Origin of the sequence: Streptomyces oryzae (genome assembly GCF_017676365.1) — a bacterium.
In the GTDB taxonomy this organism is placed as follows: Bacteria; Actinomycetota; Actinomycetes; order Streptomycetales; family Streptomycetaceae; genus Streptomyces; species Streptomyces oryzae.
On sequence record NZ_JADKMA010000107.1, the window covers coordinates 1 to 24,577 of the forward strand.

Genomic DNA, 24,577 nt, shown 5'->3' on the forward strand with positions numbered 1-24,577 from the left:
GGTGGCGGGCGCAGATGACGACCTCCGCGCCGTCGCGGAGGAAAGCGCGGGCAATACCCGCCCCCACCCCGCGGGTTCCGCCGGTGACAACAGCAACGCTCATGACTTCGGCTCTTTCGCGCGGGCGAGGGCACTGCTAGCTTGCCCACGGGCACCAAACAAACGTTAGGTGGAAAGGTAGCTGATTCCGCGATGTCTGTCTCCACCTCCACACCACGCGACGGCGTCGCCCTGGTGACCGTCGACCACCCGCCCGTCAACGCCCTCCCGGTGCACGCCTGGTACGACCTGGCGGAAGCGCTCACCGCAGCGGGCCGCGACCGGGCACACCGCGCCGTCGTACTGACCGGCGCCGGGCGGGGCTTCAACGCGGGCGTCGACATCAAGGAGATGCAGCGCACCGCAGGCCACGAAGCCCTCATCGGCGCCAACCGCGGCTGCGCGGCGGCGTTCGCGGCGGTCTACGAGTGCGAGGTGCCCGTCATCGCGGCCGTGCACGGCCACTGCCTGGGCGGCGGAATCGGCCTGGCAGGCAACGCCGACGCGCTCGTGGCGACCGAGGACGCCACCTTCGGCCTGCCCGAACTCGACCGGGGAGCCCTGGGCGCCGCCACCCATCTGTCCCGTATGCTCCCGCCGCAGCTGGTGCGCCCGCTCTACTACACGGGCCGCACCGTCACAGCCCGCGAACTGCACCGGCACGGCGCCGTATGGGCCCTCGCGGAGAGCCGGCACACCCTGCTGGAGACGGCGCTGGAGCTGGCCGGCGGGATCGCCGCCAAGGACGGATATCTGCTCCGGCTGGCCAAGGAAGCCCTCAACGGGATCGACCCGGTCGATGTGCGCCGCAGCTACCGCTACGAGCAGGGCTACACCTTCGAGGCCAACCTCGCGGGCGTCTCCGACCGGCACCGGGACGCCTTCCTCAACGCACCCGCCGCCGAGGGGAGCTGAGCGTGACCGACCTCGACAAGCGGCTCTCCCTCGCCGAGTTCGCCGCGCGTATCGAGTCCGGCATGACCGTCGGCATCGGCGGCTGGGGCGCGCGGCGCAAACCCATGGCGCTGGTGCGGGCGCTGCTGCGTACCGACGTCACCGACCTGACCGTCGTCTCGTGCGGCGGGCCCGACGTGGGGCTGCTCGCCGCGGCCGGCCGCATCCGCAAGCTGGTGGCACCGTTCGTGACGCTCGACTCGGTGCCCCTGGAACCGCACTTCCGCGCCGCCCGGGAGGCGGGTGCGCTGCAGTTCGAGGAGTGGGACGAGTCGATGTTCCTGTGGGGGCTGACGGCTGCCGCACACCGGCTGCCGTTCATGCCCGTACGCGGCGGACTCGGCTCCGACATCCCGCGCCGCAACCCGCGGCTGCGCACGGTGACCTCCCCCTACGAGGACGGCGAGGAGCTGCTGGCGGCGCCTGCGCTCACGCTGGACGTGGCGCTGGTGCACATGAACCGCGCCGATGTGCGCGGCAACGGCCAGTCGCTGGGCCCCGACCCCTACTTCGACGATCTGTTCACCGAAGCGGCCGAGCGCGCTTATCTCTCGTGCGAACAGGTCGTGGAACGCTTCACCGGACCGCCCCAGTCCCTGCTGGTGCAGCGGCAGAACGTCACCGGGGTGCTGCACACCCCGCGCGGCGCCCACTTCACCAGCTGCGCCCCCGACTACGCGCGGGACGAGGCGTTCCAGCGCGCGTATGTGCGGGCCGCCGGGGAGCCGGACGCCTGGCGGGAGTTCGAGGCCCGCTTCCTGACCGGAGACGAAGCCGCCTACCAGCGGGCGGTGGAAGCGCACTGCGCGAGGGAGGGGGCGGCGCGATGACGACACCAGGAACGGGATCAGGAGCCGGAGCCGGGACCGGAATTGGAGACGGAACCGGAACCGTCACCCGTGCCGAGGTCTGTGTCGTGGCCTGCGCCGAGGCGTGGCGCGGCGACGGTGAGGTGCTGGCCGCCACGGCGGGCACTGTTCCCATGCTGGGCGCCCGGCTGGCGCGGCTGACGTTCAGCCCGCGGCTGCTGCTGACCGACGGCGAGGCGATGCTGCTGAGCACCCCGGAGGACCCCGCGTCGGCCGAGGGCTGGCTGCCGTACCGCAAGCACCTCTCCGTGGCCGCGCGCGGCAAGCGGCACATGATGATGGGCGCGAGCCAGCTCGACCGCTACGGCAACCAGAACATCTCCTGCATCGGCGACTGGGCCCGCCCGGTGCGGCAGCTGCTCGGCGCGCGCGGCGCCCCCTCCAACACCGTCAACCACCCCGTCTCCTACTGGGTGCCCCGGCACTCGCCGCGGGTCTTCGTCCCCCGGGTTGACATGGTCAGCGGTGTGGGCCACGACCGGGCGGCCGAAGCGGGAGGGGCCGCGGCGCGGTTCCACGGGCTCCGCCGGGTGGTGACCGATCTGGCGGTGCTCGACTTCGCGACGCCCGACCACCGGATGCGGCTGGCGAGCGTCCATCCCGGCGTCACCGTGGCACAGGTACGCGAGCAGACCGGGTTCGAACTGGTGGTCCCCGACCAGGTCCCCGTCACCCGCGAACCGACCCCCGAGGAGCTGCGACTGCTCCGCGGCGTGCTGGACAGGCAGGGCACCCGCGACCGCGAGGTGCGCGGATGACCGGCCGTCCGCCCCCGGAGCCGGGCGATGCCCCGCTCCGCACCCCGCTCACCGCCCTCGTGGGCGTACGCCACCCTCTCGTGCAGACCGGCATGGGGTGGGTGGCCGGACCCCGGCTGGTCTCCGCGACGGCCGAGGCGGGCGCACTGGGCATCCTGGCCTCGGCGACCATGACGCTGCCGCAACTGCACGACGCCATACGCGAGGTGAAGTCCCGCACAGCCGCCCCGTTCGGCGTCAACCTGCGCGCCGACGCGGGCGACGCGGCCGACCGGGTGCGGCTCCTCATCGAGGAGGACGTCCGCGTCGCCTCCTTCGCACTGGCCCCCTCCAGGGAGCTGATCGGCCGGCTCAAGGACGCCGGGGTCGTCGTGATCCCGTCCGTCGGTGCCGTACGGCACGCGCGGAAGGTCGCCGAATGGGGCGCGGACGCGGTGCTGGTGCAGGGCGGCGAGGGCGGCGGGCACACCGGGCAGGTCGCCACCTCGGTGCTGCTGCCGCAGGTGGTGGACGCGGTGTCGGTGCCCGTCATCGGCGCGGGCGGCTTCCATGACGGGCGCGGGCTGGCCGCAGCGCTCTGCTACGGCGCAGCGGGCGTCGCCATGGGCACCCGGTTCCTGCTGACCCGCGAGTCGACGGTGCCCGAACCGGTGAAGGCGCGCTATCTGGCGGCGCAGGTCACCGACATCACCGTCACCACGAAGGTCGACGGGCTGCCGCACCGGATGCTGCGCAGCGAGATGGTCGCTGCCCTGGAGTCCTCCGGCAGAGCCGCCGCACTGCTGCGCGCGCTGCGCCATGCCGCCGCGTTCAAGAAACTGTCGGGTATGAGCTGGGCGGCGATGCTGCGCGACGGCCGCGCCCTGCGGCACGGCAAGGATCTCTCCCTCGCCCAGCTGCTGCTCGCCGCCAACACCCCGATGCTGCTGAAGGCCGCCATGGTGGAGGGCCGTACGGACGCCGGGGTGATGGCCGCAGGGCAGGTCGCTGGGGTGATCGACGACCTGCCGCGCGTCGCCGAGGTGGTGGAGGGGACGGTCCGGCAGGCGGCGGCGCTGCTGACCCAGCTGGGCGCCGGGGTCAGCAGCCCGCCTCCCGCCGGGCGACCGCCAGCTGCTCCCGCGCCTCCATCAGCGCGAAGCCGAGCAGATTGAGGCCGCGCCAGCGCTCCGGGTCGGCAGCGCGCTCGTCGTCGGCCGCCAGCCCGATGCCCCAGACCCGGTCCAGCGGGCTGGCCTCCACCAGCACCCGCCCCGCCGTGCCCAGCAGAAACTCCCGCAGCTCGGCGTCCTGCCCGAACTTCGCGACACTGGCCCGTACGACGATGCCGAACCGCTCCCGCTCCCAGGTCTCCTCGTCGAAGCCGCGCACCTGACGGCCCAGCGCCTTGGCCGCGCCGGGGTTCGGCGCCGCCAGCACGCGTCGCTCCGTCTCCGCGTCACCGAACAGCCGCGCCTTGCCAGCCATCATGAAGTGCTCGGCACTCGCGTACTCCACCCCGTCCACCGTGAACCGGGCGGGCCACCACTGGCTGAGACATCCAGGACCGAGGCCGCCGCCCTTGGGTGGGCGGTGCCCCCAGAAGAACAGGTACTTCACCCGCTGCCCCTGGCGCACCATGCGGCACAGCTCTTCCCTGCCCCGCGCGGCGGTTCCGTTTGCCCCCGTACCGTCCAAGGCTCCCCCTCCGGTCCCGTCTTCCCCTCCCCCGCAGCCTCGCACCGGGTCACCCGCGCGGACCAGCGGATTTCGCGGGTCACCCGTTGGGGTGGTGACCAGGTCCGTACGGCGCAGCCCGGCGGAGCGGTACCGGCGGCGGACGCGAAGACTGACAGCGGCGCGTTCGTCGTACGAGCGCACCGGACCGGACCCCGGACGGCCCAGCGCCGCCCGTGGCTGACGCCTCGCAGCCGGAGTACCCATGGCCAGCAGGAAGAACCTCGTCGCCAACCGGAGCGCCCTCGCCCACAAGGCCCGGTACGCCCTGACCCATCCACAGCGCGTTCCCGGCCACCTCAGGCGCGCGGCCCGCGACCGGTGGCTGGCCTTCAAGCACCGTGACCACGTCAGCTACTACCGCGCGGTGATGGCCTCCGACACCCGGCGCAGCCCGGACGCGGCGGTCGGCAGCCCGACCCGCGAGGGCTGGCTGAAACTGGGCCTGCTCCAGTTCGACTACCTGCTGGGGCACGGGCTGACACCCGGCAAGCGGATGCTCGACATCGGCTGCGGCAACCTCCGCGCGGGCTGGCGCTTCATCAACTACCTGGAGCCGGGCAACTACTACGGCCTCGACATCTCCCCCGACGTACTGATCGCCGCGAAGCGGACCCTCACCGACCGGGGCCTCCAGGCCAAGCTGCCGCATCTGACGCTCACCCACGACCTGACGCTGGACTTCCTGCCCGACGCGTACTTCGACGTCGTCCACGCGCACAGCGTCTTCTCGCACTCACCGCTCGACGTGATCGAGGAGTGTCTGGCCCACGTCGGCCGGGTGCTGGCGCCCGGCGGCTTCTTCGACTTCACGTTCGACCGCACAGTCGGCGCCGAACACCACGTGCTGCGGGAGGACTTCTACTACCGCACCGAGACGCTGACGGGGCTGGCGCAGCGGCACGGTCTGCACGCCTGCTTCATGAACGACTGGGAGCTCCTGGGTCACGGCCAGTCCAAGATCCGTGTGACGGCGGAGCCGCTGCCGGCCTCGCCGTCTGTTCAAGTATGACTGCTCGCAGGGCGTCTCGTCACCGTCTTCCAGGAGGACATCCGGCGCGGAATTCGCTCCTAGAGTCGCTGCCATGACCGCACTCGAACAGCACTCCGAACTCAGCCATGAACTGCGCACCATGAAAGCCGCCGACCAGGCGGCCGCGCCCAAGGCCAACAGCGAAGTCCCCACCGAACAGCTCGCCTGGCGGCGGCTGACCGCCCAGCACGGCGACCGGCTGCGCACCCTGCTGGAGCAGCACGGGCACTGGCCGACCGCAGCTGAGGTCGGCGAGGAAGCGGCCCTGGGCGCCTGGCTGGTGGCCCAGCACGCGGACCGGCAGGTGGAGGTGCAGCGGCTGGCCCTGCGCCTGCTGGAGCAGGCCGTCGAGAACGGCACCGCCGGGCCTCAGGGCCCCTCCCGGCTCGCCTTCCTCCGCGACCGGCTGCACGTCAACGTGGGCCTGCCGCAGCGCTACGGCACCCAGATCCAGGGCATCACCGCGGACGGGGCGCCGATTCCGTGGCCGTTCGAGGACGCCGAGAAGCTGGATGCCTACCGCGCGCAGGCAGGCATCCCGCCGTTCACCCAGTACACGGCGCAGCACGCGCCTGCCGGAAAGCGGCCCCGGACGCGGCCCTAGACGGTCAGTACGACCTTGCCGAACAGGTCGCCGCCCGCCATCTTCTCGAAGCCCTCACGGGCCCGGTCCAGCGGGAGGACGGAGTCGATGACGGGGCGTACGCCCTTGGCCGCGCAGAAGTTCAGCAGCCCGGCCAGCTCCTCCTTGGTGCCCATCGTGGAGCCGACCACCTTCAGCTCCAGGAAGAAGATCCGGTTCAGCTCGGCGGCGGGCGGGTTCGGTCCGCTGGTGGCGCCGGAGATGACCAGAGTGCCGCCGGGGCGCAGCGACTTGACCGAGTGCGACCAGGTGGCGGCACCCACCGTCTCCAGCACGGCGTCCACCTTGTGCGGCAGCCGGGCGCCCGCCTCCACGGCGGCCTCGGCCCCCAGCTCCAGCGCCCGCTTTCGCTTGGCCTCGTCCCTGCTGGTGGCGAACACCCGCAGCCCCGCCGCGGCCCCCAGCACGATGGCGGCGGTGGCCACACCGCCGCCCGCGCCCTGCACCAGCACGGAGTCGCCCGGCCGGACCCCGGCGTTGGTGAAGAGCATCCGGTACGCGGTCAGCCAGGCCGTCGGCAGACAGGCGGCCTCCTCGAAGGAGATGCCCTTCGGCTTCGGCAGGACGTTCCACTGCGGTACGGCAACCCGCTCGGCGAACGTGCCCTGATAGCGCTCGGTGAGGATCGACCGCGGCTCACGCGGGCCCACCCCGTGTCCCGTCTGCCCGATGACGGAGTGCAGCACGACCTCGTTGCCGTCGTCGTCGATCCCCGCCGCGTCACAGCCGAGGATCATCGGCAGCGACTCCTCACCGAGCCCCACCCCGCGCAGCGACCACAGGTCGTGATGGTTGAGCGACGCCGCCTTCACCGCCACGGCCATCCACCCGGGCGGCACCTTGGGCTCGGGCCTGTCCCCCAGCTCCAGCCCGTTGAGCGGTTCTTCCTTGTCGATCCGAGCGGCGTATGCAGCAAACATGCCCCGACGCTACGCCGCACGGTCCGCCCGGGGACAGACCAACCAGCCCCTGAGCGACCCATCTCACGCCGTCAGCGCACGTAGTCCTTGAACTTCGCCGTGTCGAGACGGAAACCAACCGGATCGGGCAGTTCTACCTGCTGGCCGAAGCGCGCGATGTGGGTGTCGCAGTAACGCGTACCGTCCGGGGCGCTGTGGACGAGGACCGTGCCCGATTCCCTGTCGATCAACAGGTACACAGGGATGCCGGCCTCCGCATAGGCGGAGGGCTTCTCCCATCGGTCGCGACTGTCGGTGTCGTGGTCGTGCGAGGTGACCTCGACGGCCATCAGCACCCCATCGGCGTCTGACCATTCGCCCCGGCCTGCGAAATACTCGTCAGGCGCCAGCAGACCGTCCGGACGTGCCCTTCCCTTGCGGTACGCCTCCACGATCAAGCCCTGCTCGGGGTACAGCCACAATTCCGGGCGGTGCTGCATGCACTGCCTCTGCACCCACTTGATGATCTCGCCGTGATCGCCGTCCGGCACTTTCTTGACCCCGATCCGTCCGCCGAGGAACTCCAGCGTGACGGTCTCGGGGACCCGGGAGGCGATCGCCTCGAACTCCTCCACGGGGATCGGTCCCTCGGACCTTTGCGCGTTCCGCTCGACCATAACCGTCATGTTGGCACCTCCTTCCTTGTTGGGGACAGTCTTGGCGGTCCAGACGGCTTGTCGTACGGATTCGCGCCTTCGGTACTCCGAACGAGTGACCGACCCGCTCGGAGCCAAGCGTCAGCCGCCCAGCGGCATGGCCTCCGCCAGGGTGCGCCACTCTTCGCGGGGGAGGGCGGTCATGTCGGGGGTGACCACCTGGAGGGCCACGTGGTCGGCGCCGGCGCCGAGGAACTCGTCCACCCGGGCGCGGACGGCCTCCGCGTCGCCGATGGCGACGACCGCGTCGACCAGGCGCTCGCTGCCGCCGTCGTCGAAGTCGGACTCGGTGAAGCCCAGGCGCAGCAGGCTGTTGCGGTAGTTGCCCAGGGCCAGATAGCGCGCCAGGTAGTCGCGCGCTGTGGCGTAGGCGGCGGAGCGGTCGGCGCCGGGGCCCAGCAGGACGACCTTCAGTTCGGGCGCGAGCAGCGGGTCGGCGCCGAGGATGTCGCGGGCCTCGGCGGTGTGCGCGGCGGTGACCAGATAGGGCAGGGCGCCCAGCGTGCGCTCGGCGGCCAGGCGCAGCATCTTCGGGCCCAGCGCCGCCAGCGCCCGCGCCGCTGCGGGCACCGGGCGCGGCGCGTTGTCGAGCATGTCGAGGTAGGAACGCATGGCCGAGTACGGGCGGTCGGCCAGCGGGTGGTCGAGCGTATGGCCGCTCTGCATCTCCGGGTGGCTGACGCCGAGGCCGAGCAGGAAGCGGCCGGCGTACTCGTCCGTCAACTGGGCGTGCCGCGCGGCGACCTCGGGGGCAGCGTGCTGCCAGATGCTGAGGATGCTGGTGCCGACCGTGGCCCGCGTGGTGGCCGCCAGCAGCCTGTAGGCCATGTCGGGCGAGGGGCTGCCGCCGATCCAGAGCGCGCCGTATCCCAGCTCGTCCAGTTCGGCGGCGGCCTCCTCGACCTGCGACCGTCGCGCGGGGTCATCCGTACGCAGTGCGGCGGCCCAGATGCCGACCCTGCCGAGTTGTGCGTTGTATGCCATGGCCGACACAGCATCACATCGGACGCTCGTATTCCAGGAACGACAGCTGTTCCAGTAACAACAGCCGTTCCAGGAACGACAGCGTCCGTTCCGCGTCGGCCCGGGGCGGCGGGGCGCCGCCCGCTACAGCACCTTGGACAGGAACGACTTGGTGCGCTCGTGCTGCGGGTTGCCCAGTACGTCCTTGGGGTCGCCGGACTCGACCACGACGCCGCCGTCCATGAACACCAGCGAGTCGCCCACCTCCCGGGCGAAGCCCATCTCGTGGGTGACGACGACCATCGTCATACCGTCCCTGGCCAGCGCCTTCATCACATCGAGCACCTCGCCGACCAGCTCGGGGTCGAGTGCGGAGGTCGGCTCGTCGAAGAGCATCAGCTTGGGGTCCATGGCCAGCGCCCGTGCGATGGCGACGCGCTGCTGCTGGCCGCCGGAGAGCTGCGCGGGGTAGCTGGCCACCTTGTCGGCCAGTCCCACCCGGTCCAGCAGTTCGGTGGCCCGCTTGCGCGCCTCGGCCTTGGAGGTCCGCTTGACCTGGACGGGGGCCTCCATCACGTTCTCCACCGCGGTCATGTGCGGGAAGAGGTTGAAGCGCTGGAAGACCATGCCGATGTCGCGCCGCTGGGCCGAGACCTCGCGGTCCCGCAGCTCGTAGAGCTTGCCGCCCTTCTCGCGGTAGCCGACGAGCGTGCCGTCGACGTACAGCCGCCCGGCGTTGATCTTCTCCAGGTGGTTGATGCACCGCAGGAAGGTGGACTTGCCGGAGCCGGAGGGGCCGACGATGCAGAAGACCTCGCCGGTCTTCACCTCCAGGTCGATGCCCTTGAGGACCTCGACGTGCCCGAACGACTTGCAGACGCGTTCGGCCCTGACCATCGCGCTCATGCGCCGACACCTCCGGCTCCCTGTGCCCCCGAGCCGGTGCCACGGCCCACGGCGAAGACGTTCTTGCGTATGCGCTGCCACGGGGTGTCGGGCAGCTGGCGGAGGGAGCCGCGCGCGTAGCGCCGCTCCAGGTAGTACTGGCCCACGCTGAAGACGCTGGTGATGACCAGATACCAGATGGTGGCCACCAGCAGCATCTCCACGACCGCGCTGGAGTTGTTGCCGATGTTCTGCGCCTTGCGCAGCAGTTCCTCGTACATCACCACGGAACACAGCGAGGAGGTCTTCAGCAGGTTGATGAACTCATTGCCGGTGGGCGGCACGATCACCCGCATCGCCTGGGGCAGCACGATGCGCCGCATGTTCTGCCCCTGGGTCATGCCGAGCGCCTGGGACGCCTCGGTCTGGCCCTCGTCCACCGACTGGATGCCGGCCCGGCAGATCTCCGCCATGTACGCGGCCTCGTTGAGGCCGAGGCCGAGGAGCGCCGCCATGAACGGGGTCATGACGTCGGTCATCTCGTCCTTGTAGATGGGCATGATGTTGAACACCGGGAAGATCAGCGCCAGGTTGAACCACAGCAGCAGCTGCACATAGACCGGCGTGCCGCGGAAGAACCAGATGTAGCCCCAGGCGACGGACGAGGTCACCGGGTTCTTCGACATCCGCATGACCGCGAGGACGATCCCGAGCACCAGCCCGATCAGCATCGACAGCACGCTGACGACGAGCGTGTTCCTGACGCCTTCGAGGATCTGGTCGTTGAAGAAGAAGTCGCCCACCGCCTGCCAGCGCAGCCCCTCGGCTGTGGCGAAGGCGCGTACGAGCAGCGCCAGCAGCCCGAGGACCACGACGGCGGAGACATACCGTCCGTAGTGCCGCACGGGTATGGCCTTGATGGCCTCCGGCGCTTCCTTCGACGGGGGCGCCCCGTCGGCGGGGATCTTGTCGGTGATGGGTGGTGTCACGGGGGCTGCCTCTCAGCGTCCTCGGCGTCCTACGGCGTCCTGCGGGGGGTCTCTCGTGGGCTGCGCCGGGCGGCTCAGGTGCCGGCGTTGATCGTCACCTTCTGCACGCCGCCGTCCTGGACGCCCCACTTCTCCAGCGCCTTCTTGTACGAGCCGTCCTCGATGATCGCCTTCATGGCGGCCTTGAGGGCGTCGCGGAGCTTCTTGCTGTCCTTGGTGACGGCCATGCCGTAGGGCGCCGACTGCATCTGGTCGCCCACGACCTCGAAGTCGGCGCCGGACTTGGCGGCGTTGGCGGCGACGGGGAAGTCGGAGATGTCGGCGACGACACCGCCGGCCTTCAGCCGCACGCGGGCCTCGTCGTCGGTGTTGTACGCCTCGACGTCGATCTTCTTCTTGCCGTCCTTGACGCACTTCTTGGTCTGCGTCTTGAGGATCTCGTGCGAGGTGGTGCCGCGCTGGGTGGCCACCTTCTTGCCGCACATCTCGTCGACCGACTCGATCTTCTCCGGGTTGCCCTTCTTGACCAGTATCGAGGAGCCGGCGGAGAGGTAGTCGACGAAGTCGACGCCCTTGCCCGCCTTCTTGCCCTTGTCGTCCAGGCCCTCCTGGCGGTCCTTGGTGTCCGTCATCGCGGACATGATCATGTCGAAGCGGCCGGTCTGCATGGAGGTGATCAGGCCGTCGAAGGTGCCGTTGGTGAACTGGAAGCGGACGCCGAGCTTTTTACCCATCGCGTCGGCCAGGTCCGGGTCGAGGCCGACGATGTCGGCACCTTCCTTGTACTCCATGGGCTTGTAGGCGGCGTCGGTACCCACCTTGATGACGCCCGCGCTGCGGATCTTCTCCGGCAGCATCGAGTTCAGCTTGCCGCTACCGCCGCCGGAGCCGCCATTGGCGCCTTCGGTCTGGTCGCCGCAGCCGGCCAGCAGCAGGGCGCCGCCGACCGCCAGGGCCACCGGCACGATCCCGGCACGTCGCGCGGCCGCACGTGCGGCCCGGCCGGTGGTCATGAGCCTGCTTCGGGTCATGAGCTGGTCCTCCTGAGGTGAGGGGGAAGCCGTGGGGTCGGGCACACACCTTCGGATGTCGCGACCGTGTCCGACGGATGAACGGATGAACGATGGGGGGCATCTTGCCATCCGGACAAGCGGCAGCAGGACGGCTCCGAGGTCAAAATCGGATAACGGATATCCGACTCCGATTACAGGGCACGAGGAAAGGCCGTAAAGGGGGCGGATGGCGGAAGTGGGGTCCCTCACACCGTCCGGCCGTCTCACTGGGCGGACTTCGAGCCGGAGTCGAGGCACTTTGCCCCGCATTCCGCCAGCTTGGATACCGGTGCGGCCGGAAGTAGGTCGTCCACGGCGGCCGGTGTCGGGTAGAAAGGTCGATTACACCCCTCACCCGGGGACCAGGGCGCGTGTGCGGCGCGCCCGGCGTCCGTCCCTCCCTCCGGGCCGCGGCCATCCGCCGGCCCGGGAAGCGGACGCGGTGCCCGCCCGTTCCTCACCGCAGGGAGCGGTCACCCTCACACAGATTCGACAAAGGGGTTCAACACAGTGGCAGCGGAGATCGTCAATCAGAAGGACGGGCTGGAGCCGGACGTGATCGATCCGGCGTTCGCCCTGCACCGGGGCGGCAAAATGGCCGTTCAGGCGACCGTGCCGGTGCGGGACGCCGACGACCTGTCCCTCGCCTACACACCCGGCGTCGCGAAGGTCTGCAGCGCCATTGCCGAACAGCCCGAACTCGTCGACGACTACACCTGGAAGTCCCAGGTCGTCGCGGTGGTGACCGACGGCAGCGCGGTGCTCGGGCTGGGCGACATCGGCCCCGGGGCCTCGCTCCCGGTCATGGAGGGCAAGGCCATCCTCTTCAAGCAGTTCGGCGGCGTCGACGCGGTGCCGCTCGCGCTGGACACCAAGGACACGGACGAGATCGTGGCGACGGTGGCCCGGCTCGCCCCCTCCTTCGGCGGGGTCAACCTCGAGGACATCTCGGCGCCCCGGTGCTTCGAGATCGAGGCCCGCCTCAAGGAGAAGCTGGACATTCCGGTCTTCCATGACGACCAGCACGGAACGGCCATCGTCACGCTGGCCGCGCTTCGCAACGCGGCGAAGCTGAGCGGCCGCGCGCTGGGCTCGCTGCGCGCCGTCATCTCCGGCGCGGGCGCCGCTGGTGTCGCCATCGCGAAGATCCTCGTCGAGGCGGGCATCGGAGACGTCGCGGTCTGCGACCGCAAGGGCGTCGTCTCCCGGAACCGCGGCGACCTGACCGAGGTCAAGAAGGAGCTGGCCGGCTTCACCAACAAGGCGGACATCACCGGCTCCCTGGAGGCCGCGCTGGAGGGCGCCGACGTGTTCATCGGCGTCAGCGGCGGCACGGTGCCCGAAGCGGCCGTCGCGACCATGGCCGAGGGCGCCTTCATCTTCGCCATGGCCAACCCGAACCCGGAGATCCACCCCGACGTCGCGCGCAAGTACGCGTCCGTGGTGGCCACGGGGCGCAGTGACTACCCGAACCAGATCAACAACGTGCTGGCCTTCCCCGGTGTCTTCGCCGGTGCGTTGCAGGTCCGTGCCACGGACATCACGGAGGGCATGAAGCTGGCCGCCGCGGAGGCGCTTGCCGCGGTCGTTGCCGATGAGCTCAGTCCCGAGAGGGTGATCCCCTCGCCCTTCGATGAGCGGGTTGCACCTGCGGTGACCTCCGCCGTGGCGGCTGCGGCCCGCGCGGAGGGCGTTGCACGCCGCTAGCCCGAATGTTCGGCCTTCCCCCTCGCCGGTGTCCGGTGAGGGGGTGCCCCTGTCCGATGTTTCCGGGCTGCGGCTTTGTTGTGGTTGCTGGGGGCACCTCCCGGCCGAAGGCTGGGGGAGCAGTTCCCCGCGCCCCTTCAGGGCGCTTCTGCCCCTGTCCGCTGTTTGCTGGCTGCGGGTGCGCTGTGGCTGGTCGCGCAGTTCCCCGCGCCTCTGACGGGGCGCGTCTCGCCTTGCACTGCGCTGTGCTTGGGAGGTCTGCGCCAGAGGCTCAGGGCTGGCAAGCGCAGCCCACCATGCGGGGTGAGCGAAACCCGCGGGCCAGCCCCTTGCGGCGGTGCCCCCCTCAGCGCAGCCCGAGGACCAAGGCGTCCGTGGGCGAGGCCCACACCGCGCGGGCCTCGGCGAAGCCCGCGTCCCGCAGGGTGGCCGCGTGCCACTCCGCGCTCTGGAACTCCTCGTTGTTGTGGTCGTGCCGCACCTCGGCCGGGTTGCCGAACAGGGCGAACCGCTCCTGTGCGACGTCGGCCAGCGCGGGGTCCTCGGCCAGCGCCCGCCACCATCCGCCCCAGTCGAGGGCGCCCGCGTCCCGCTGCCGCTTCCGGCGGTCCTCGTCGAAGACGTGCACCGCGGCGTTGATGCGGGGCGTCGACTCGTCCGGCATGTGGTCGGCGTTCATGAAGACCCCGCCTTCCCGTACCAGCCCCGCGAGCTGCCCGTAGAGCGCGCGCAGCGGCTCGGTGCGCATCCAGTGGAGCGCCGTGGCGGTCAGTACGCAGTCGAAGGGGCCTTCCGGCAGCGCTGCCGGCCAGTCGGGGTCGCTCAGGTCGGCCGTCACGAACCGGGCCCGCTCGTCGTCGGCGAAGGTGCCGCGCGCGATGGCCAGCAGCGCGGGGTCACGGTCGACGCCGACGGTCCTCGCGTGCGGCATCCGCGTAAGCACGCGGTCGGTGATGCTGCCCGTACCACAGGCGAGGTCGAGCACCCGGGGCTCGGTCCCCACCAGGGCCTCGGCCATGTCGAGCATGACCCGGAACCGCTCTTCGCGGTCGGGCATGTACCACTCCTGCTGCTGGTCCCAACTCTGCTGCCAGCGCCGCCAGTCGGACTTGTGCTGTGCGTGGGTCGCCATTCCTGTCCTCCGCCGTAATACGCTCGTACTGCCTTCAGCTATTACCGACGATAGAACGCCCGCCGTAAGGATCACAAGTGGAACTGAACTATTACTCGGATCTGGCAGTGCGCTTGGTGAACAGCGAGCAACCCGAGCGCGGGGAGGACACCCTGACCTCCGTCGAGGCAGTCCGCGAGCTGTTCGGCGCGCACGGGAGCATGGCGCGCCGGGCGACCGAGGCGGACGTCAACCGGCTGCGCGCCGTCCGCACCCGGCTGCGCGCCGTCTTCACCGCGGCCTCCGAGGGGGACGAGGTACGCGCCGTCGATCTGCTCAACGCGCTGCTGATGGAGTTCCCGACCAGTCCGCAGATCTCCGGGCACGGCGACCTGGACGACGAGGGACGGCCCCGCTGGCACATGCACCTGGCGGAGCAGCCGGCCAACGCCACCGCCGCCTATGCGGCGACGGCCTGCATGGGGCTCGCCTTCCACCTCACCGACCTGGGCGTGGACCGGCTGGGCATCTGCCAGGCATCACCCTGCCGCAACGCCTATCTGGACACCTCGACCAACCGCTCGCGCCGCTACTGCTCGGACCGCTGCGCCACCCGCGCCAACGTGGCCGCCTACCGCGCCCGCAAGCGCTTGGAGAGCAGCCCGGCCGGACCCGAGGCGCCTGACCCGGCCGCGGGCGTACGCGGCCGCAGCGGCCCGGACAGCGGGCGTACGGCGGAGGCCGACCAGCGCAGCACCGGACCCGGCGAGCGCTGAAGGCCGCGCGGCGGGCGCAGTCGCAGCCAGGCCCTGGCCACGACGAGGTCGTCGGGCACCGTGCCGAACTCCCGGCTGTCGTTCTCCACCCGCGGGTTGTCGCCGCGCACCCACCAGCCGCCGGGGCGCCGTTCGATCGCGCGTTTGACGATGAGCAGATCGTGCTGGAAGGGATGGCGCAGCACGACGATGTCGCCGGGACGTACAGCGGCGCCGTAGGTGACGACCAGCTGGTCCCCCGGCAACAGCGTCGGCTTCATCGAGGGGTTGTAGACCTCGGCCAGACCGATCCGCTTCAGCGGCCCACCGTGCCCGTCCCGCTCCGGGCCCTGAGCACCGTGGGTCGAACCGCCCTGTGGCGTACGCTCCGGCATCTTTTTGCGCCTCCGGTTCAAGGCCGCCTCCGGCCCGATTACTCCAGCAGATCCAGCCCGTCACCGGACTTTTGTCCTAAGCCCGTGGGGGCACACGCGAAAAGACTTCCCACACGGAGTAATCTCGCACGTGAGAAGACGATCACGAGGAAGGATGGCTTTTATGCTCTCCCGACTGTTCGCCCCCAAGGTGCAGGTCAGCGCCCATTGTGACCTGCCGTGCGGTGTCTACGACCCGGCGCAGGCCCGGATCGAGGCCGAGTCCGTGAAGGCCATTCAGGAGAAGTACCAGGCCAACGACGACCCGCACTTCCGGGCCCGGGCCACCACCATCAAGGAAGAGCGCGCGGAGCTCGCCAAGCACCACGTCTCGGTGCTGTGGAGCGACTACTTCAAGCCGCCGCACTTCGAGAAGTACCCCGAGCTGCACCAGCTGGTGAACGACACCCTCAAGGCGCTCAGCACGGCCAAGGGGTCCACCGACCCGGCCACCGGCCAGAAGGCGCTGGACTACATCGCCCAGATCGACAAGATCTTCTGGGAGACCAAGAAGGGCTGAACCTCTTCTCCTTCGGCCTGTCTCCGGCTCCCGTCCCGGAGACAGGCCGGTGGTCACCACTCGACCGGCAGCCCGACCGGTCCTCTGATGAGCACGTGTTGCTGCCAGGCGACCTCTTCGGCGGGCACGGCGAGCCGCAGCGTCGGCAGCCTCCGCAGCAGCGTGGACAACAGCACCTCCGCCTCCATACGGGCCAGCAGCGGCGCCACACAGTGGTGCGGACCGTTGCCGAACGCCAGATGCGGCGGACCTTCGCGGTCGGGGTCGATCGTCTCCGGCGCGGGGAAGCGGTGCGGATCCCAGTTCGCCGCCACGTAGGAGACCTGCACCACCTCCCCGCTGCGGATCAGCACGCCGCCGACCTCCACGTCCTCGGTGGCGATCCTCGGCTGGCCCACCCCGTTCTTGTGCGGGATCCAGCGCAGCAACTCCTCGACGGCCTGCGGCATCAGCTCCGGCTCGGCCAGCAGCCGCTCGCGCAGCGCATGGCGGGTCAGCAGCAGATAGACCATGTTGGCGGCGTTGTTGCGCACCGCGTGCCAGCCGTTGAGCCCGATCAGCATGGCCAGCGCGAGCAGTTCCTCCTCGTCCAGCCGGCCCGCGTCCACCGCCGACACCAGCTCCGTCAGCAGATCGTCGGATGGCCGGGCCCTGCGCTGTGCCGCCAGCTCGCAGAAGTAGCCGCGCGCTGCGGCCTTCACCCCTTGGACGTGGGCGAGCGCCGCGTCGTCGCAGGCCCGCGTCAGCAGCGCGGAGGCCCACTCGCGCAACTGCGGCCGGTCCTGAGCCGGTACACCCAGCAGCTCGCTGACCACCGCCAGCGGAAACGGCGAGACGACGTGCCATACGACGTCGGCCGGCGGACCGGCCGCCACCATCCCGTCCACCAGCCCGTCCACACACTCCTGCGCCCGCGCCCGGGCCCGGTCCACCGCGCGGCGGCCGAACGCCGGGGCCACCACGGAGCGCGCCCGGGTGTGTCCTGGCGGGTCGACGAAGCTCACCGCCCGGTCGAGCGGAATGAGGTGTTTGGTCATCCGGGGTGTGGGACGGCCGACGATGTTCCGGCTGAACCGGGGGTCGGAGGTGACGAACCGGACGTCGTCGTACCGCGTCACCAGCCAGCAGTCCCCCTCGCCGTACGGCAGCCGGATCCGGCACGGCGGCCTGCGCAGCGCGGCCCGCAGGAACGGATCGAACTCCAGCTCAGGCGGGGCGTCGGGGACCTCGTAGAGCGGACACTCCGTCATCTCACCGCTCCTTCGTCCGGGCCCGGCCGTGCCGCAGCGGGGTGAGCTGTTCGATGTCGTAGCGGGCCCGCAGCCCGGCCACCACCTCGTCGTCCGGCGGGCCGCCCGCCGCCAGGATCTCCAGCAGCTCCTCGAAGTACCGCTCGTGGTCGGGCGGCGGCGCCGACTGGAACAGCATCCGGGCCGCGCTCCCGGTCGGGTTGGCGAACGCGTGCGGGCAGCCGGGCGGCACCAGCACGACGGTGCCGGCCGTGGCCCGGTGCACCCGGTCGCCCCCGGCCGACCGCCACTCCCGCCAGCCGTCGGGGGTACGGATCAGCGGCTCGAAGGCGAAGATGTCCAGCTCGCCCTCCAGCACGTAGAAGAACTCCTCGCTGCGCGCGTGGACGTGGGCACCCACATCGAAGCCCGGCGGTACGACCACCTCGAAGCTGGACGCGGTCCGGGTGTGCTGCCCCGTCACCTTGAAGGTCACCTGCTGCGCCGCGGTGCGCACGGTGCGGCCCCGGCCCGGCGGCACCACCAGCCCCTGGGCCGCTTGCTGCGCGGCCGGTCCGGAGTGGGGGTCTCCGGTGCGGGAATCTCCGGTGCGGGAATCTCCGGTGCTGGTCATGAGCGGCTCAGGGCTCCTTCCTGGCGGCTGTCGCGGTCGCTGCCGACGGTGCCGTCCTGCCACCTGCCCAGCGCCATCTCCGCGGTGATGCCGGGCCCGAATCCGGCCAGCAGCCCCGCGGCGCCGTCGCCGGGCCCGCCCTCCTCGAACAGCCTGCGCAGCGCGTCCAGGACGACGACGCTGGCCGTGTTGCCGTACTCGGTGAGCGTGGCCCGGCTGAACCGGAAGGCGTGCTGCGGCACCTGCAGATACTCGCCCAGGTCCAGCAGGATGCGGGGGCCGCCCGCGTGCACGATGTAGAAGTCCAGCCGCCGTACGTCCCAGCCGTGCAGCGCAGCCAGGTCGCCGAGGGCGGGCGCGAGCGGTCCCATGGTGGAGGGGACGCGCTTGTCCAGCACGAAGTGGAAGCCCGTGGAGCGCACGTCGTAGGAGATCCACGCCTCGGTGTCGGGGATCAGATACGAGCCGTTGCGCTCCAGCCGGATGCCGGCACCACCCGACCCCCGCACCACTGCGGCCGCCACGCCGTCCCCGAACAGGCCGTTCGACAGCAGCGAACCGACACCGACGTCGGTCGGCTGGTAGCACAGCGAGCAGAACTCACAGGCCACGATGAGGACGTTGGCGTCCGGATGTGCCGTACAGAAATCGTGCGCCCGGTTGATCGCGGCCCCGCCGCCCGCACACCCCAGCTGTGCGATGGGCAGTTGGCGGGTCGTGGAGCGGAAGCCCTGCGTATTGATCAGCCACGCCGTCAGCGAGGGCATCATGAAGCCCGTGCAGGACACGTAGACGATGAGGTCGATGTCCTCGGCAGCCAGCTCCGCGGCCTCCAGCGCCCGGGCGACCACCTGCGGCACCTGGGCCTTCGCCTCGGATTCGTACACCGTGTTCCGCGCCTCGAAGCCCGGATGCCGCAGCGTCACCTCCAGAGGCTGCACGAGATGTCTCGTCCGCACCCCGGTGTTCTCGATCAGCCGCAGCACGAGCGGGAGTCGAGGGTGCTCCGCATGCCGGGAGCGCGCCAGTGCGAGCGTGTCCGCCATCGTGATCACATGTGGCGGGACCTGCACGGCAGGCCTGCACAATGTCGCCATACAAGTGTCAACGATGCTACGGGATCGATGGATACTCCACCTATGGTGGAAAATTGGCCATAACTGCCGCCAATTGCCTTTAATTTCGCCCCACTTGCATCAAGCTTCTCAAATTCCCCATACCGGCCAAGCACTTCGAGAGCGGGGAGGCCGGTTCCCGGGGCCCTCTTGCCCGGTGGCGTGCTCGCCGCGATGCTCAACTTCCGGCGGTCGCCCGGCATATGAGGTGCCCGGGCCGCGAACCTTGCGCTTATTCGGGGGAACAGTGACACAGGGGGCACAGCAGGGCGATGTAATAGGAGCCCGCTATCGACTGCTCCGTACGCTCGGCACCGGCGGTATGGGCCGGGTCTGGGAGGCCCATGACGGGCGGCTGGAGACCCGGGTGGCGCTCAAGGAGCTGTGGCTGCCGCCCGCCATGTCGCCACAGGAGCGGACCGAGCGGCTGAAGCGGGCCGAACTGGAGGCGCTGAACGCCGCCCGGCTGCGCGACCACCCCAACATCGTCACCGTTCATGACGTCCTCATCGAGGACGGCTGCCCCTGGATCGTGATGCAGCTCGTCTCCGGCGGCACGCTCCAAGAGCGCCTCACCAACGGCCCGGTGTCCGTCTCCGCAGCCAGAAAGCTGGCCAAATCCCTGCTCGGCGCGCTTGCCGCCGCGCACCGGCAGAACATCGTGCACCGCGACGTCAAACCGGCCAACGTCATGGTGACCGAGGACCGGCAGATCCTGCTCACCGACTTCGGAATAGCCGCCTCCGAGGCCGGCACGGGGCTGACCGCCACCGGGGTGGTCGTCGGCTCGGCCCCCTATCTGGCACCGGAGCGGGCCAAGGGCGAGACGTACGGCCCCGCCAGCGACCTCTTCTCGCTCGGCGTGACGCTGTTCGAGGCGCTGGAGGGCGTCTCGCCGTTTCTGCGGGAGTCGAGCGCGGCCTCCCTGCACGCGGTCGCGTACGAGGAAGCGCCCACCATGCGGCGGGCCGGACCCCTGGAACCGCTGATCGTCGCACTGCTGGCCAAGTCCCCCGCCGACCGGCCCTCGGTCACGGAGGCGACGGCCACGCTGAAGGCCCTGCAGAAGAAACCGGCCGGCCAGAAGACGCCGACCGGGACGAAGGAGATCACCGCAGCACAGCAGCCCGCGAAGCCCGCCGCGAAGAAGAGCGCACCGAAGCCGGCGAAGCCCGCAGCCGAGCCGGCGGCGAAGAAGGCCGCGAGCAAGCCCGCGAGCAAGCCGGCGAATCCGTCGGCCAAGAAGCAGCCGGCCAAGAAGCAGCCGGCGAAGTCTCCGGCATCGTCGGGCGCGACACCGCCCGGGAAACCCGCGACAGCCGGGGCCGGCTCGGCGTCGAGCAGCAGCACTTCCTCCGACAACTCCGCGGGGGGCTGTCTGCTCGTCGTGCTGGCCGCGATCGGGCTGGCGCTGCTGCTGTACGGGCAGAACGAGGACTTCTCCCGCTGGGTCAGCCACGACATGCACGGCTCCGCCTCGTCCCCCAAGGTCGGCGACTGTCTCCTTTACGACACCGAGCAGGAGGACGGGGACGCACGGGCCGGTTCCACCGGCGAGTGGGTGAAGGTGCCCTGCTGGGCCGCGGCCGCCGAGTACGAGGTGAACGGCCTGTACGCCCCGCTCTCCGCCGCCGGCACCCCGACCTGCACGGCCGGCGGCATGCCGGTCACGCTGCCGGGCCGCACCCTGTGCGCGACCCGGAAATGACCGGTCCGCTCCGGGCGCTACGCCCGTACGGCGCAGCACCGTGTGCGAAAAGCGCTCGCATGTAAACAGACTGTGTTCATGCCTGAGCAACGTGAACGGCACACCCGGACGGCGACCAAGTCCGCTGCTGCCTCGAAACGCTCCGCCACCCGCACCAAGGGCCCGGAGGAAGCGGCGCGGCGCGCCTGTCGCGGCCTGACCCGGCTGATCGGCCACCGGGCGGAGGGGGTCTCGGCGGTACGCCGCGCCGAGGAGGGATGGCGCGTACACGTGGACGTACTGGAAGTGCCGCGCATCCCGGACACCACGAGCCTGCTGGCCACCTACGAGGTGGAGCTCGACGGCAAGGGAGAGCTCACCCAGTACCGGAGGATCCGGCGTTACCGGCGTGGCGCGAGCGACGACTGACGGTCCGTCCTGCCCGAGGCTCCGGCCAAGGCTCCGCTGCCGCCCGAGGCTCCGCTGCCACCCGAGGCTCCGTCACCGCCCGAGAGGAAGAGCCGCCCATGACGACGACCACCTACAACGAGGCCGCGGTGTGCGTACCGCGCGCCGGAACCCTCTACGACGTCCTCGAGCTGATCCTCGATCGCGGCATGGTGATCGACATCTTCGTCCGGGTGTCGCTCGTCGGTATCGAGATCCTCAAGATCGACGCCCGGATCGTGGTTGCCAGCGTCGACACGTATCTGCGCTTCGCCGAGGTCTGCAACCGGCTCGACCTCAATCAGGACGCGGCCAGCCGCACGGTGCCCGAGCTCTTCTCCAGCATGGCGAGCGGCGTGACCTCCACGGGCGCGAAGCGGGCCGTCAAGTCGGCCGGCGGCAAGGTCGGCGACAAGGTCAAGGAAGCCATCGGGGTGGGCGAAGACGAGGCCGAGGACGAGGCCGACGAGGGGCGCGGGCGGAGCGGGGCCGACGAGGAGCGGCGGGAGGAGGCTGAGCACGCCGAGAAGCCACGCAAACGCCGCTCGTCCGAGAGCTCGGGCAGTGCCCGTACGGCGCGCGGCACCCGCCGTGCTCAGGAGGCATGAGGCATGGACAGCTCCCGGGTTTACGTCTACGGCATCGTCCACGCCGGGCGGAGTCTCCCGCCGGACGTACGCGGCGTGGGCCGGCCGGCTGCGGCGGTCCGGCTACTGCCGGTGGGCGAGCTGGCCGCGGTGGTCAGCGACGTACCGGACGATCTCCGCGCCCGACGCCGCGACCTGATGGCCCATCAGGAGCTGCTGACACGGCTCGGTGCCGGTGCACCGGTGCTGCCGATGCGGTTCGGCATGGTGGCCGAGGACGCGGCAACGGTGCGGCAGGCCGTCGAGGCCGCCGCGGCAACACATCTGGCGGCCCTCGAACGGCTGCGCGACCGCACCGAGATGAATCTCAAGGCCACCCCCGCGCAGTCCGGGATCGAGGCACTGGTCCGGGCCGACGCCGGCGTACGACGGCTGCTGGCGGACGTGCGGCGCACCCCCTCCTACGAGGGGAATGTGCGGCTCGGCCAGGCCGTCGCTGAAGGGCTGGCACGGCGCGCGACGGAGGCCGTCGAGGAGGCACTGCCCCGGCTGAGCGCGCTCGCCGACGGGTTCGTACGGGGGCCTGACGTGCCCGGGTGCGTACTGAACGGGTCGTTCCTGGTGCCGAACGCGGCGCAGGAGCGCTTCCGCGCGGAGGTGGAGCGGTACGCCGCCGGCTGCGCGGAGCGGGTGGAGCTGCGGCTGACGGGTCCGCTGCCCTGCTACAGCTTCGTGCCCCAGGACGGTGCGGAACCGGGCACGCCCGCGCGGACGAGCGCAGCGCACGCCGGGGTGGGGGGCTGACGTGGGGCTGATCAGCGGGGTGCTGCTGCTGCTGCCGCTGGCGCCGGTGCGCGGCGTCGAATGGGTGGCCGACCGGCTGCTGGAGGCCGCGGAGCGGGAACAGTGCGACCCGGCCACGATCCGGGCCCGCCTCGGTGAGCTCAACCGCGCCTACGAGGCGGGAGAGCTGACCGAGGAGGAGTTCGAGGAGCAGGAGGAGCGCCTGCTCGACCAGCTGGAACAGCGCGTGCCTCGCGGCAGCCCGGCCGCGGTGACGCGTACTCGGACAAGGACCAGGACAGACCGAGATCAAGGGACCAGTCATGACTGACAGTTGCAAGACAGCCGTCCTCGCCGCTGTCGCGGGCGGCTACTTTCTCGGCCGCACCAGGAAGGCCAAGCTGGCCCTGACCCTCGGTTCGGTGGTGGCGGGGCGCCGGCTCGGCCTCGATCCGCAGGAGCTGCTCAGGACGGGCGTCCGGAAGATCGCCGAGACGCCGCAGTTCGAAGAGCTGACCGACCAGATCAAACACCAGCTGATGGCCGCCGCACGCACCGCGGTCAGCTCAGCGGCCAACCGCCGCCTGGAGACCCTCGCCGACTCGCTCCGCGAGCGTACGGACCGGCTCGGCGGGGGCGAAGAAGAGGGCGAGGGCGAAGGCGAGGGCGAGAGCAAGGGGAAGGGCCCGGACGAGGAGACGGGCCCGGACGAGGGAAAGGCGTCGGGCGAGGAGAAGGGCTCGGGTCAGGGCGCAGGGGAGAGCCGGAAGCAGGCGGACCGGGAGGGCGCCGGCCGCGGGAGCGGCGAAGGGCGCGAGGCGCGCGAAGGGCGGGGTGAAGGCAAGCGGAAGACCCCCTCCCGGGCACATTCGTCCGCCGACGGCAAGCGCCGTAAGCCCGCCGAACGGGCCGGGGCCGGAGCCGCGGGAGGTGGGCGCCGTGGCTGAGCAGCACAAGGACACGGGCGACGGTCACTCACCGCTGCACCGGGTGCGCGAGGAACTGCTGGAGTACCTCGGCGCGATGGGCAGGCAGGCCGTCGGCAAGGCCACCGACAAGCTGACGGACATCGCCGACCCGCACAAGCTGCTGCCCGACGGAAAGGACGGCGGCGGTGTCGCCCAAGTGGCGTCCCGCGCGCTCCAAGGCGAGAGCCCGGTGAAAGCCGTCGCCAAGGAGAAGATCAAGGGCGCCAAGGACAAGGTGGTCGACAAGGCCAAGGAAGCCGTCGGTGGAGGCGGCAGCAAGCCCGGGGACCTCAAGGCCATCAACATCATCGAGCACATCGACATCGGCCGCCCGCTGCGCCCGGTCTACAACCAGTTCACCCAGTACTGGGACTTCGGCAGCTTCATGAACGGCGTCAGCAGCGCGCAGCGGGACGAGGACGACGAGACCAAGTCCACCTGGAAGGTCCGCGTCTGGCCCTCGACGCGCAGCTACGACGCCACGGTGCTGGAACAGATCCCCGACGACCGGATCGTCTGGACGTCGGAGGGCTCCAAGGGCACCACCAAGGGCGCCGTCAGCTTCCACCGCCTCGGTGAGAACCTCACCCGCGTCACGGCGGTCGTCGAGTACTACCCCTCCGGCTTCTTCGAGAAGACCGGCAACATCTGGCGCGCCCAGGGCAGGCGGCTCCGCCTCGACCTCAAGCACTTCCAGCGCTACGTCACGCTCAAGGCCGAGGAAGTGGAGGGCTGGCGCGGCGAGATCCGGGACGGGGAGGTCGTCCGCAGCCACGAGGACGTGGTCCAGCAGGAGGAGGAAGAGAAGCGGGAGGGCCGGGAGCCCGACGAGGAGGACGAGGACTTCGAGGCGCGGGACGAAGGCGAAGGCGAAGAAGGAGACGAAGACGAGGCCGAGGACGAATTCGAGGCCGAATTCGAGGACGAGGGCGAAAACGGCGACGAGGACGAGGATTACGAGGCCGAGGGCGCCGAGGGCGCCGAGGCCGAGGAGGAGGACGAGCATGTCCGACGGTGAGGCAGGCCGGCCATGACCGAAAGCACCGCAGAACGGCCCATCACCCATGCCCCCTCCACCCCCTCC

The 24,577-nt window shown here is 70.7% G+C and carries 28 protein-coding genes and 1 pseudogene; 16 read left to right on the forward strand and 13 right to left on the reverse strand.

Features of this window, described 5'->3' with window-relative positions; all coding sequences use genetic code 11:
• On the reverse strand, positions 1–103 hold a 103-nt coding region (locus tag ITI46_RS20440), incomplete at its 3' end, for an SDR family NAD(P)-dependent oxidoreductase (protein WP_209241155.1).
• An 89-nt stretch (positions 104–192) separates the two neighbouring features.
• On the opposite strand from ITI46_RS20440, the gene ITI46_RS20445 reads away from it, so the two are divergent.
• From ITI46_RS20445 to ITI46_RS20460, 4 genes are read left to right on the forward strand one after another with little or no spacing between them, the layout of a single operon-like run.
• Positions 193–954 (forward strand): enoyl-CoA hydratase family protein, encoded by a 762-nt coding sequence (locus ITI46_RS20445; protein ID WP_209241132.1) that lies wholly within the window; start codon positions 193–195, stop codon positions 952–954.
• A 2-nt stretch (positions 955–956) separates the two neighbouring features.
• Positions 957–1,823 carry a CoA transferase subunit A gene (locus ITI46_RS20450; protein ID WP_307808253.1) on the forward strand — a complete coding sequence of 289 codons (867 nt, stop codon included), beginning with the start codon at positions 957–959 and terminating at the stop codon, positions 1,821–1,823.
• Entirely contained in the window at positions 1,820–2,620 is an 801-nt protein-coding gene (locus tag ITI46_RS20455; protein WP_247746298.1) for a CoA-transferase subunit beta, read from the forward strand. Before ITI46_RS20450 ends, ITI46_RS20455 begins: the two co-directional genes overlap by 4 nt.
• Positions 2,617–3,774 (forward strand): NAD(P)H-dependent flavin oxidoreductase, encoded by a 1,158-nt coding sequence (locus ITI46_RS20460; RefSeq protein ID WP_209241133.1) that lies wholly within the window; start codon positions 2,617–2,619, stop codon positions 3,772–3,774. Before ITI46_RS20455 ends, ITI46_RS20460 begins: the two co-directional genes overlap by 4 nt.
• Here ITI46_RS20460 and ybiA read toward each other — a convergent pair.
• Positions 3,701–4,240: a riboflavin biosynthesis intermediates N-glycosidase gene (gene ybiA / locus ITI46_RS20465; protein ID WP_209241134.1), complete on the reverse strand. Its 540-nt coding sequence runs from the start codon at positions 4,238–4,240 to the stop codon at positions 3,701–3,703. The genes ITI46_RS20460 and ybiA overlap by 74 nt on opposite strands.
• A 301-nt stretch (positions 4,241–4,541) precedes the next feature.
• On the opposite strand from ybiA, the gene ITI46_RS20470 reads away from it, so the two are divergent.
• Positions 4,542–5,348, forward strand: coding sequence for a class I SAM-dependent methyltransferase (locus ITI46_RS20470; RefSeq protein WP_209241135.1), 807 nt, complete (start codon positions 4,542–4,544; stop codon positions 5,346–5,348).
• Between the two features lie 73 nt (positions 5,349–5,421).
• Positions 5,422–5,973 carry a DUF6624 domain-containing protein gene (locus tag ITI46_RS20475; protein WP_209241136.1) on the forward strand — a complete coding sequence of 184 codons (552 nt, stop codon included), beginning with the start codon at positions 5,422–5,424 and terminating at the stop codon, positions 5,971–5,973.
• Here the strand turns inward: ITI46_RS20475 and ITI46_RS20480 are convergent.
• From ITI46_RS20480 to ITI46_RS20505, 6 genes are all read right to left on the reverse strand, one after another.
• Entirely contained in the window at positions 5,970–6,932 is a 963-nt protein-coding gene (locus tag ITI46_RS20480) for a zinc-binding dehydrogenase (RefSeq protein WP_209241137.1), read from the reverse strand. The genes ITI46_RS20475 and ITI46_RS20480 overlap by 4 nt on opposite strands.
• 71 nt (positions 6,933–7,003) lie before the next feature.
• Positions 7,004–7,597, reverse strand: a complete 594-nt coding sequence (locus ITI46_RS20485; protein ID WP_209241138.1) for a Uma2 family endonuclease — start codon at positions 7,595–7,597, stop codon at positions 7,004–7,006.
• Between the two features lie 111 nt (positions 7,598–7,708).
• Positions 7,709–8,611, reverse strand: a complete 903-nt coding sequence (locus ITI46_RS20490; RefSeq protein WP_209241139.1) for a TIGR03620 family F420-dependent LLM class oxidoreductase — start codon at positions 8,609–8,611, stop codon at positions 7,709–7,711.
• 123 nt (positions 8,612–8,734) lie between these two features.
• Positions 8,735–9,496 carry an amino acid ABC transporter ATP-binding protein gene (locus ITI46_RS20495; RefSeq protein WP_280634800.1) on the reverse strand — a complete coding sequence of 254 codons (762 nt, stop codon included), beginning with the start codon at positions 9,494–9,496 and terminating at the stop codon, positions 8,735–8,737.
• Complete coding sequence (locus tag ITI46_RS20500; protein WP_209241140.1) at positions 9,493–10,464, reverse strand: amino acid ABC transporter permease; 972 nt, start codon at positions 10,462–10,464, stop codon at positions 9,493–9,495. The genes ITI46_RS20495 and ITI46_RS20500 overlap by 4 nt, the downstream gene beginning before the upstream one ends.
• 74 nt (positions 10,465–10,538) lie before the next feature.
• On the reverse strand, positions 10,539–11,495 hold the full coding sequence (locus tag ITI46_RS20505; protein WP_209241141.1) for an ABC transporter substrate-binding protein: 957 nt from the start codon (positions 11,493–11,495) through the stop codon (positions 10,539–10,541).
• A 531-nt stretch (positions 11,496–12,026) separates the two neighbouring features.
• On the opposite strand from ITI46_RS20505, the gene ITI46_RS20510 reads away from it, so the two are divergent.
• The gene (locus ITI46_RS20510; RefSeq protein ID WP_209241142.1) at positions 12,027–13,223 is read left to right on the forward strand and encodes an NAD(P)-dependent malic enzyme; all 1,197 of its coding nucleotides are present in this window, start codon (positions 12,027–12,029) and stop codon (positions 13,221–13,223) included.
• A gap of 346 nt (positions 13,224–13,569) precedes the next feature.
• Here ITI46_RS20510 and ITI46_RS20515 read toward each other — a convergent pair whose 3' ends face one another.
• Positions 13,570–14,355, reverse strand: coding sequence for a class I SAM-dependent methyltransferase (locus ITI46_RS20515; RefSeq protein WP_209241143.1), 786 nt, complete (start codon positions 14,353–14,355; stop codon positions 13,570–13,572).
• 77 nt (positions 14,356–14,432) lie between these two features.
• Between ITI46_RS20515 and ITI46_RS20520 the strand changes: the two genes are divergently transcribed.
• A complete protein-coding gene (locus ITI46_RS20520; protein WP_307808254.1) occupies positions 14,433–15,110 on the forward strand; it encodes a CGNR zinc finger domain-containing protein in 678 nt (225 codons plus the stop codon).
• On the opposite strand, the pseudogene sodX reads toward ITI46_RS20520, so the two are convergent.
• Positions 15,035–15,484: pseudogene (gene sodX / locus ITI46_RS20525) on the reverse strand (nickel-type superoxide dismutase maturation protease); the annotation flags it as partial. The gene ITI46_RS20520 and the pseudogene sodX sit on opposite strands and share 76 nt — an antisense overlap.
• Before the next feature lie 163 nt (positions 15,485–15,647).
• On the opposite strand from sodX, the gene sodN reads away from it, so the two are divergent.
• The gene (gene sodN / locus ITI46_RS20530) at positions 15,648–16,043 is read left to right on the forward strand and encodes a superoxide dismutase, Ni (RefSeq protein ID WP_209241145.1); all 396 of its coding nucleotides are present in this window, start codon (positions 15,648–15,650) and stop codon (positions 16,041–16,043) included.
• A 53-nt stretch (positions 16,044–16,096) separates the two neighbouring features.
• Here sodN and ITI46_RS20535 read toward each other — a convergent pair whose 3' ends face one another.
• The 3 genes from ITI46_RS20535 to ITI46_RS20545 are packed head-to-tail and all read right to left on the reverse strand — an operon-like array spanning position 16,097 to position 19,003.
• Positions 16,097–17,293 carry a cytochrome P450 gene (locus tag ITI46_RS20535; RefSeq protein ID WP_209241146.1) on the reverse strand — a complete coding sequence of 399 codons (1,197 nt, stop codon included), beginning with the start codon at positions 17,291–17,293 and terminating at the stop codon, positions 16,097–16,099.
• A gap of 1 nt (position 17,294) precedes the next feature.
• The gene (locus tag ITI46_RS20540) at positions 17,295–17,906 is read right to left on the reverse strand and encodes a cupin domain-containing protein (protein ID WP_209241147.1); all 612 of its coding nucleotides are present in this window, start codon (positions 17,904–17,906) and stop codon (positions 17,295–17,297) included.
• Positions 17,903–19,003 carry a type III polyketide synthase gene (locus ITI46_RS20545; protein ID WP_209241148.1) on the reverse strand — a complete coding sequence of 367 codons (1,101 nt, stop codon included), beginning with the start codon at positions 19,001–19,003 and terminating at the stop codon, positions 17,903–17,905. Before ITI46_RS20545 ends, ITI46_RS20540 begins: the two co-directional genes overlap by 4 nt.
• Positions 19,004–19,268: 265 nt before the next feature.
• Between ITI46_RS20545 and ITI46_RS20550 the strand changes: the two genes are divergently transcribed.
• The 7 genes from ITI46_RS20550 to ITI46_RS20580 all read left to right on the forward strand — a co-directional run bounded on the left by ITI46_RS20550 (position 19,269) and on the right by ITI46_RS20580 (position 24,511).
• A complete protein-coding gene (locus ITI46_RS20550) occupies positions 19,269–20,729 on the forward strand; it encodes a serine/threonine-protein kinase (RefSeq protein WP_209241149.1) in 1,461 nt (486 codons plus the stop codon).
• A 78-nt stretch (positions 20,730–20,807) separates the two neighbouring features.
• A complete protein-coding gene (locus ITI46_RS20555; protein ID WP_209241150.1) occupies positions 20,808–21,137 on the forward strand; it encodes a gas vesicle protein GvpO in 330 nt (109 codons plus the stop codon).
• Between the two features lie 98 nt (positions 21,138–21,235).
• Positions 21,236–21,763, forward strand: coding sequence for a gas vesicle protein GvpJ (gene gvpJ / locus ITI46_RS20560; protein WP_209241151.1), 528 nt, complete (start codon positions 21,236–21,238; stop codon positions 21,761–21,763).
• A 3-nt stretch (positions 21,764–21,766) separates the two neighbouring features.
• Positions 21,767–22,546: a GvpL/GvpF family gas vesicle protein gene (locus ITI46_RS20565; RefSeq protein ID WP_209241152.1), complete on the forward strand. Its 780-nt coding sequence runs from the start codon at positions 21,767–21,769 to the stop codon at positions 22,544–22,546.
• Position 22,547: 1 nt separating this feature from the next.
• On the forward strand, positions 22,548–22,856 hold the full coding sequence (locus tag ITI46_RS20570) for a gas vesicle protein GvpG (RefSeq protein WP_209241153.1): 309 nt from the start codon (positions 22,548–22,550) through the stop codon (positions 22,854–22,856).
• A complete protein-coding gene (locus ITI46_RS20575) occupies positions 22,849–23,472 on the forward strand; it encodes a hypothetical protein (RefSeq protein ID WP_209241154.1) in 624 nt (207 codons plus the stop codon). The genes ITI46_RS20570 and ITI46_RS20575 overlap by 8 nt, the downstream gene beginning before the upstream one ends.
• Positions 23,465–24,511 (forward strand): SRPBCC family protein, encoded by a 1,047-nt coding sequence (locus ITI46_RS20580; RefSeq protein ID WP_307808255.1) that lies wholly within the window; start codon positions 23,465–23,467, stop codon positions 24,509–24,511. The genes ITI46_RS20575 and ITI46_RS20580 overlap by 8 nt, the downstream gene beginning before the upstream one ends.
• Positions 24,512–24,577 lie beyond the last annotated feature (66 nt).

Coding starts and splice junctions, on each gene's coding strand:
- ITI46_RS20470 (WP_209241135.1), top strand. CDS start 4,542: ATGGCCAGCAGGAAGAACCTCGTCGCCAACCGGAGCGCCCTCGCCCAC.
- ITI46_RS20565 (WP_209241152.1), top strand. CDS start 21,767: ATGGACAGCTCCCGGGTTTACGTCTACGGCATCGTCCACGCCGGGCGG.
- ITI46_RS20445 (WP_209241132.1), top strand. CDS start 193: ATGTCTGTCTCCACCTCCACACCACGCGACGGCGTCGCCCTGGTGACC.
- ITI46_RS20555 (WP_209241150.1), top strand. CDS start 20,808: ATGCCTGAGCAACGTGAACGGCACACCCGGACGGCGACCAAGTCCGCT.
- ITI46_RS20575 (WP_209241154.1), top strand. CDS start 22,849: ATGACTGACAGTTGCAAGACAGCCGTCCTCGCCGCTGTCGCGGGCGGC.
- ITI46_RS20495 (WP_280634800.1), bottom strand. CDS start 9,496: ATGAGCGCGATGGTCAGGGCCGAACGCGTCTGCAAGTCGTTCGGGCAC.
- ITI46_RS20485 (WP_209241138.1), bottom strand. CDS start 7,597: ATGACGGTTATGGTCGAGCGGAACGCGCAAAGGTCCGAGGGACCGATC.
- ITI46_RS20480 (WP_209241137.1), bottom strand. CDS start 6,932: ATGTTTGCTGCATACGCCGCTCGGATCGACAAGGAAGAACCGCTCAAC.
- ITI46_RS20475 (WP_209241136.1), top strand. CDS start 5,422: ATGACCGCACTCGAACAGCACTCCGAACTCAGCCATGAACTGCGCACC.
- ITI46_RS20455 (WP_247746298.1), top strand. CDS start 1,820: ATGACGACACCAGGAACGGGATCAGGAGCCGGAGCCGGGACCGGAATT.
- ybiA (WP_209241134.1), bottom strand. CDS start 4,240: ATGGTGCGCCAGGGGCAGCGGGTGAAGTACCTGTTCTTCTGGGGGCAC.
- ITI46_RS20545 (WP_209241148.1), bottom strand. CDS start 19,003: ATGGCGACATTGTGCAGGCCTGCCGTGCAGGTCCCGCCACATGTGATC.
- ITI46_RS20515 (WP_209241143.1), bottom strand. CDS start 14,355: ATGGCGACCCACGCACAGCACAAGTCCGACTGGCGGCGCTGGCAGCAG.
- ITI46_RS20540 (WP_209241147.1), bottom strand. CDS start 17,906: ATGACCAGCACCGGAGATTCCCGCACCGGAGATTCCCGCACCGGAGAC.
- ITI46_RS20535 (WP_209241146.1), bottom strand. CDS start 17,293: ATGACGGAGTGTCCGCTCTACGAGGTCCCCGACGCCCCGCCTGAGCTG.
- ITI46_RS20490 (WP_209241139.1), bottom strand. CDS start 8,611: ATGGCATACAACGCACAACTCGGCAGGGTCGGCATCTGGGCCGCCGCA.
- ITI46_RS20505 (WP_209241141.1), bottom strand. CDS start 11,495: ATGACCCGAAGCAGGCTCATGACCACCGGCCGGGCCGCACGTGCGGCC.
- gvpJ (WP_209241151.1), top strand. CDS start 21,236: ATGACGACGACCACCTACAACGAGGCCGCGGTGTGCGTACCGCGCGCC.
- sodN (WP_209241145.1), top strand. CDS start 15,648: ATGCTCTCCCGACTGTTCGCCCCCAAGGTGCAGGTCAGCGCCCATTGT.
- ITI46_RS20460 (WP_209241133.1), top strand. CDS start 2,617: ATGACCGGCCGTCCGCCCCCGGAGCCGGGCGATGCCCCGCTCCGCACC.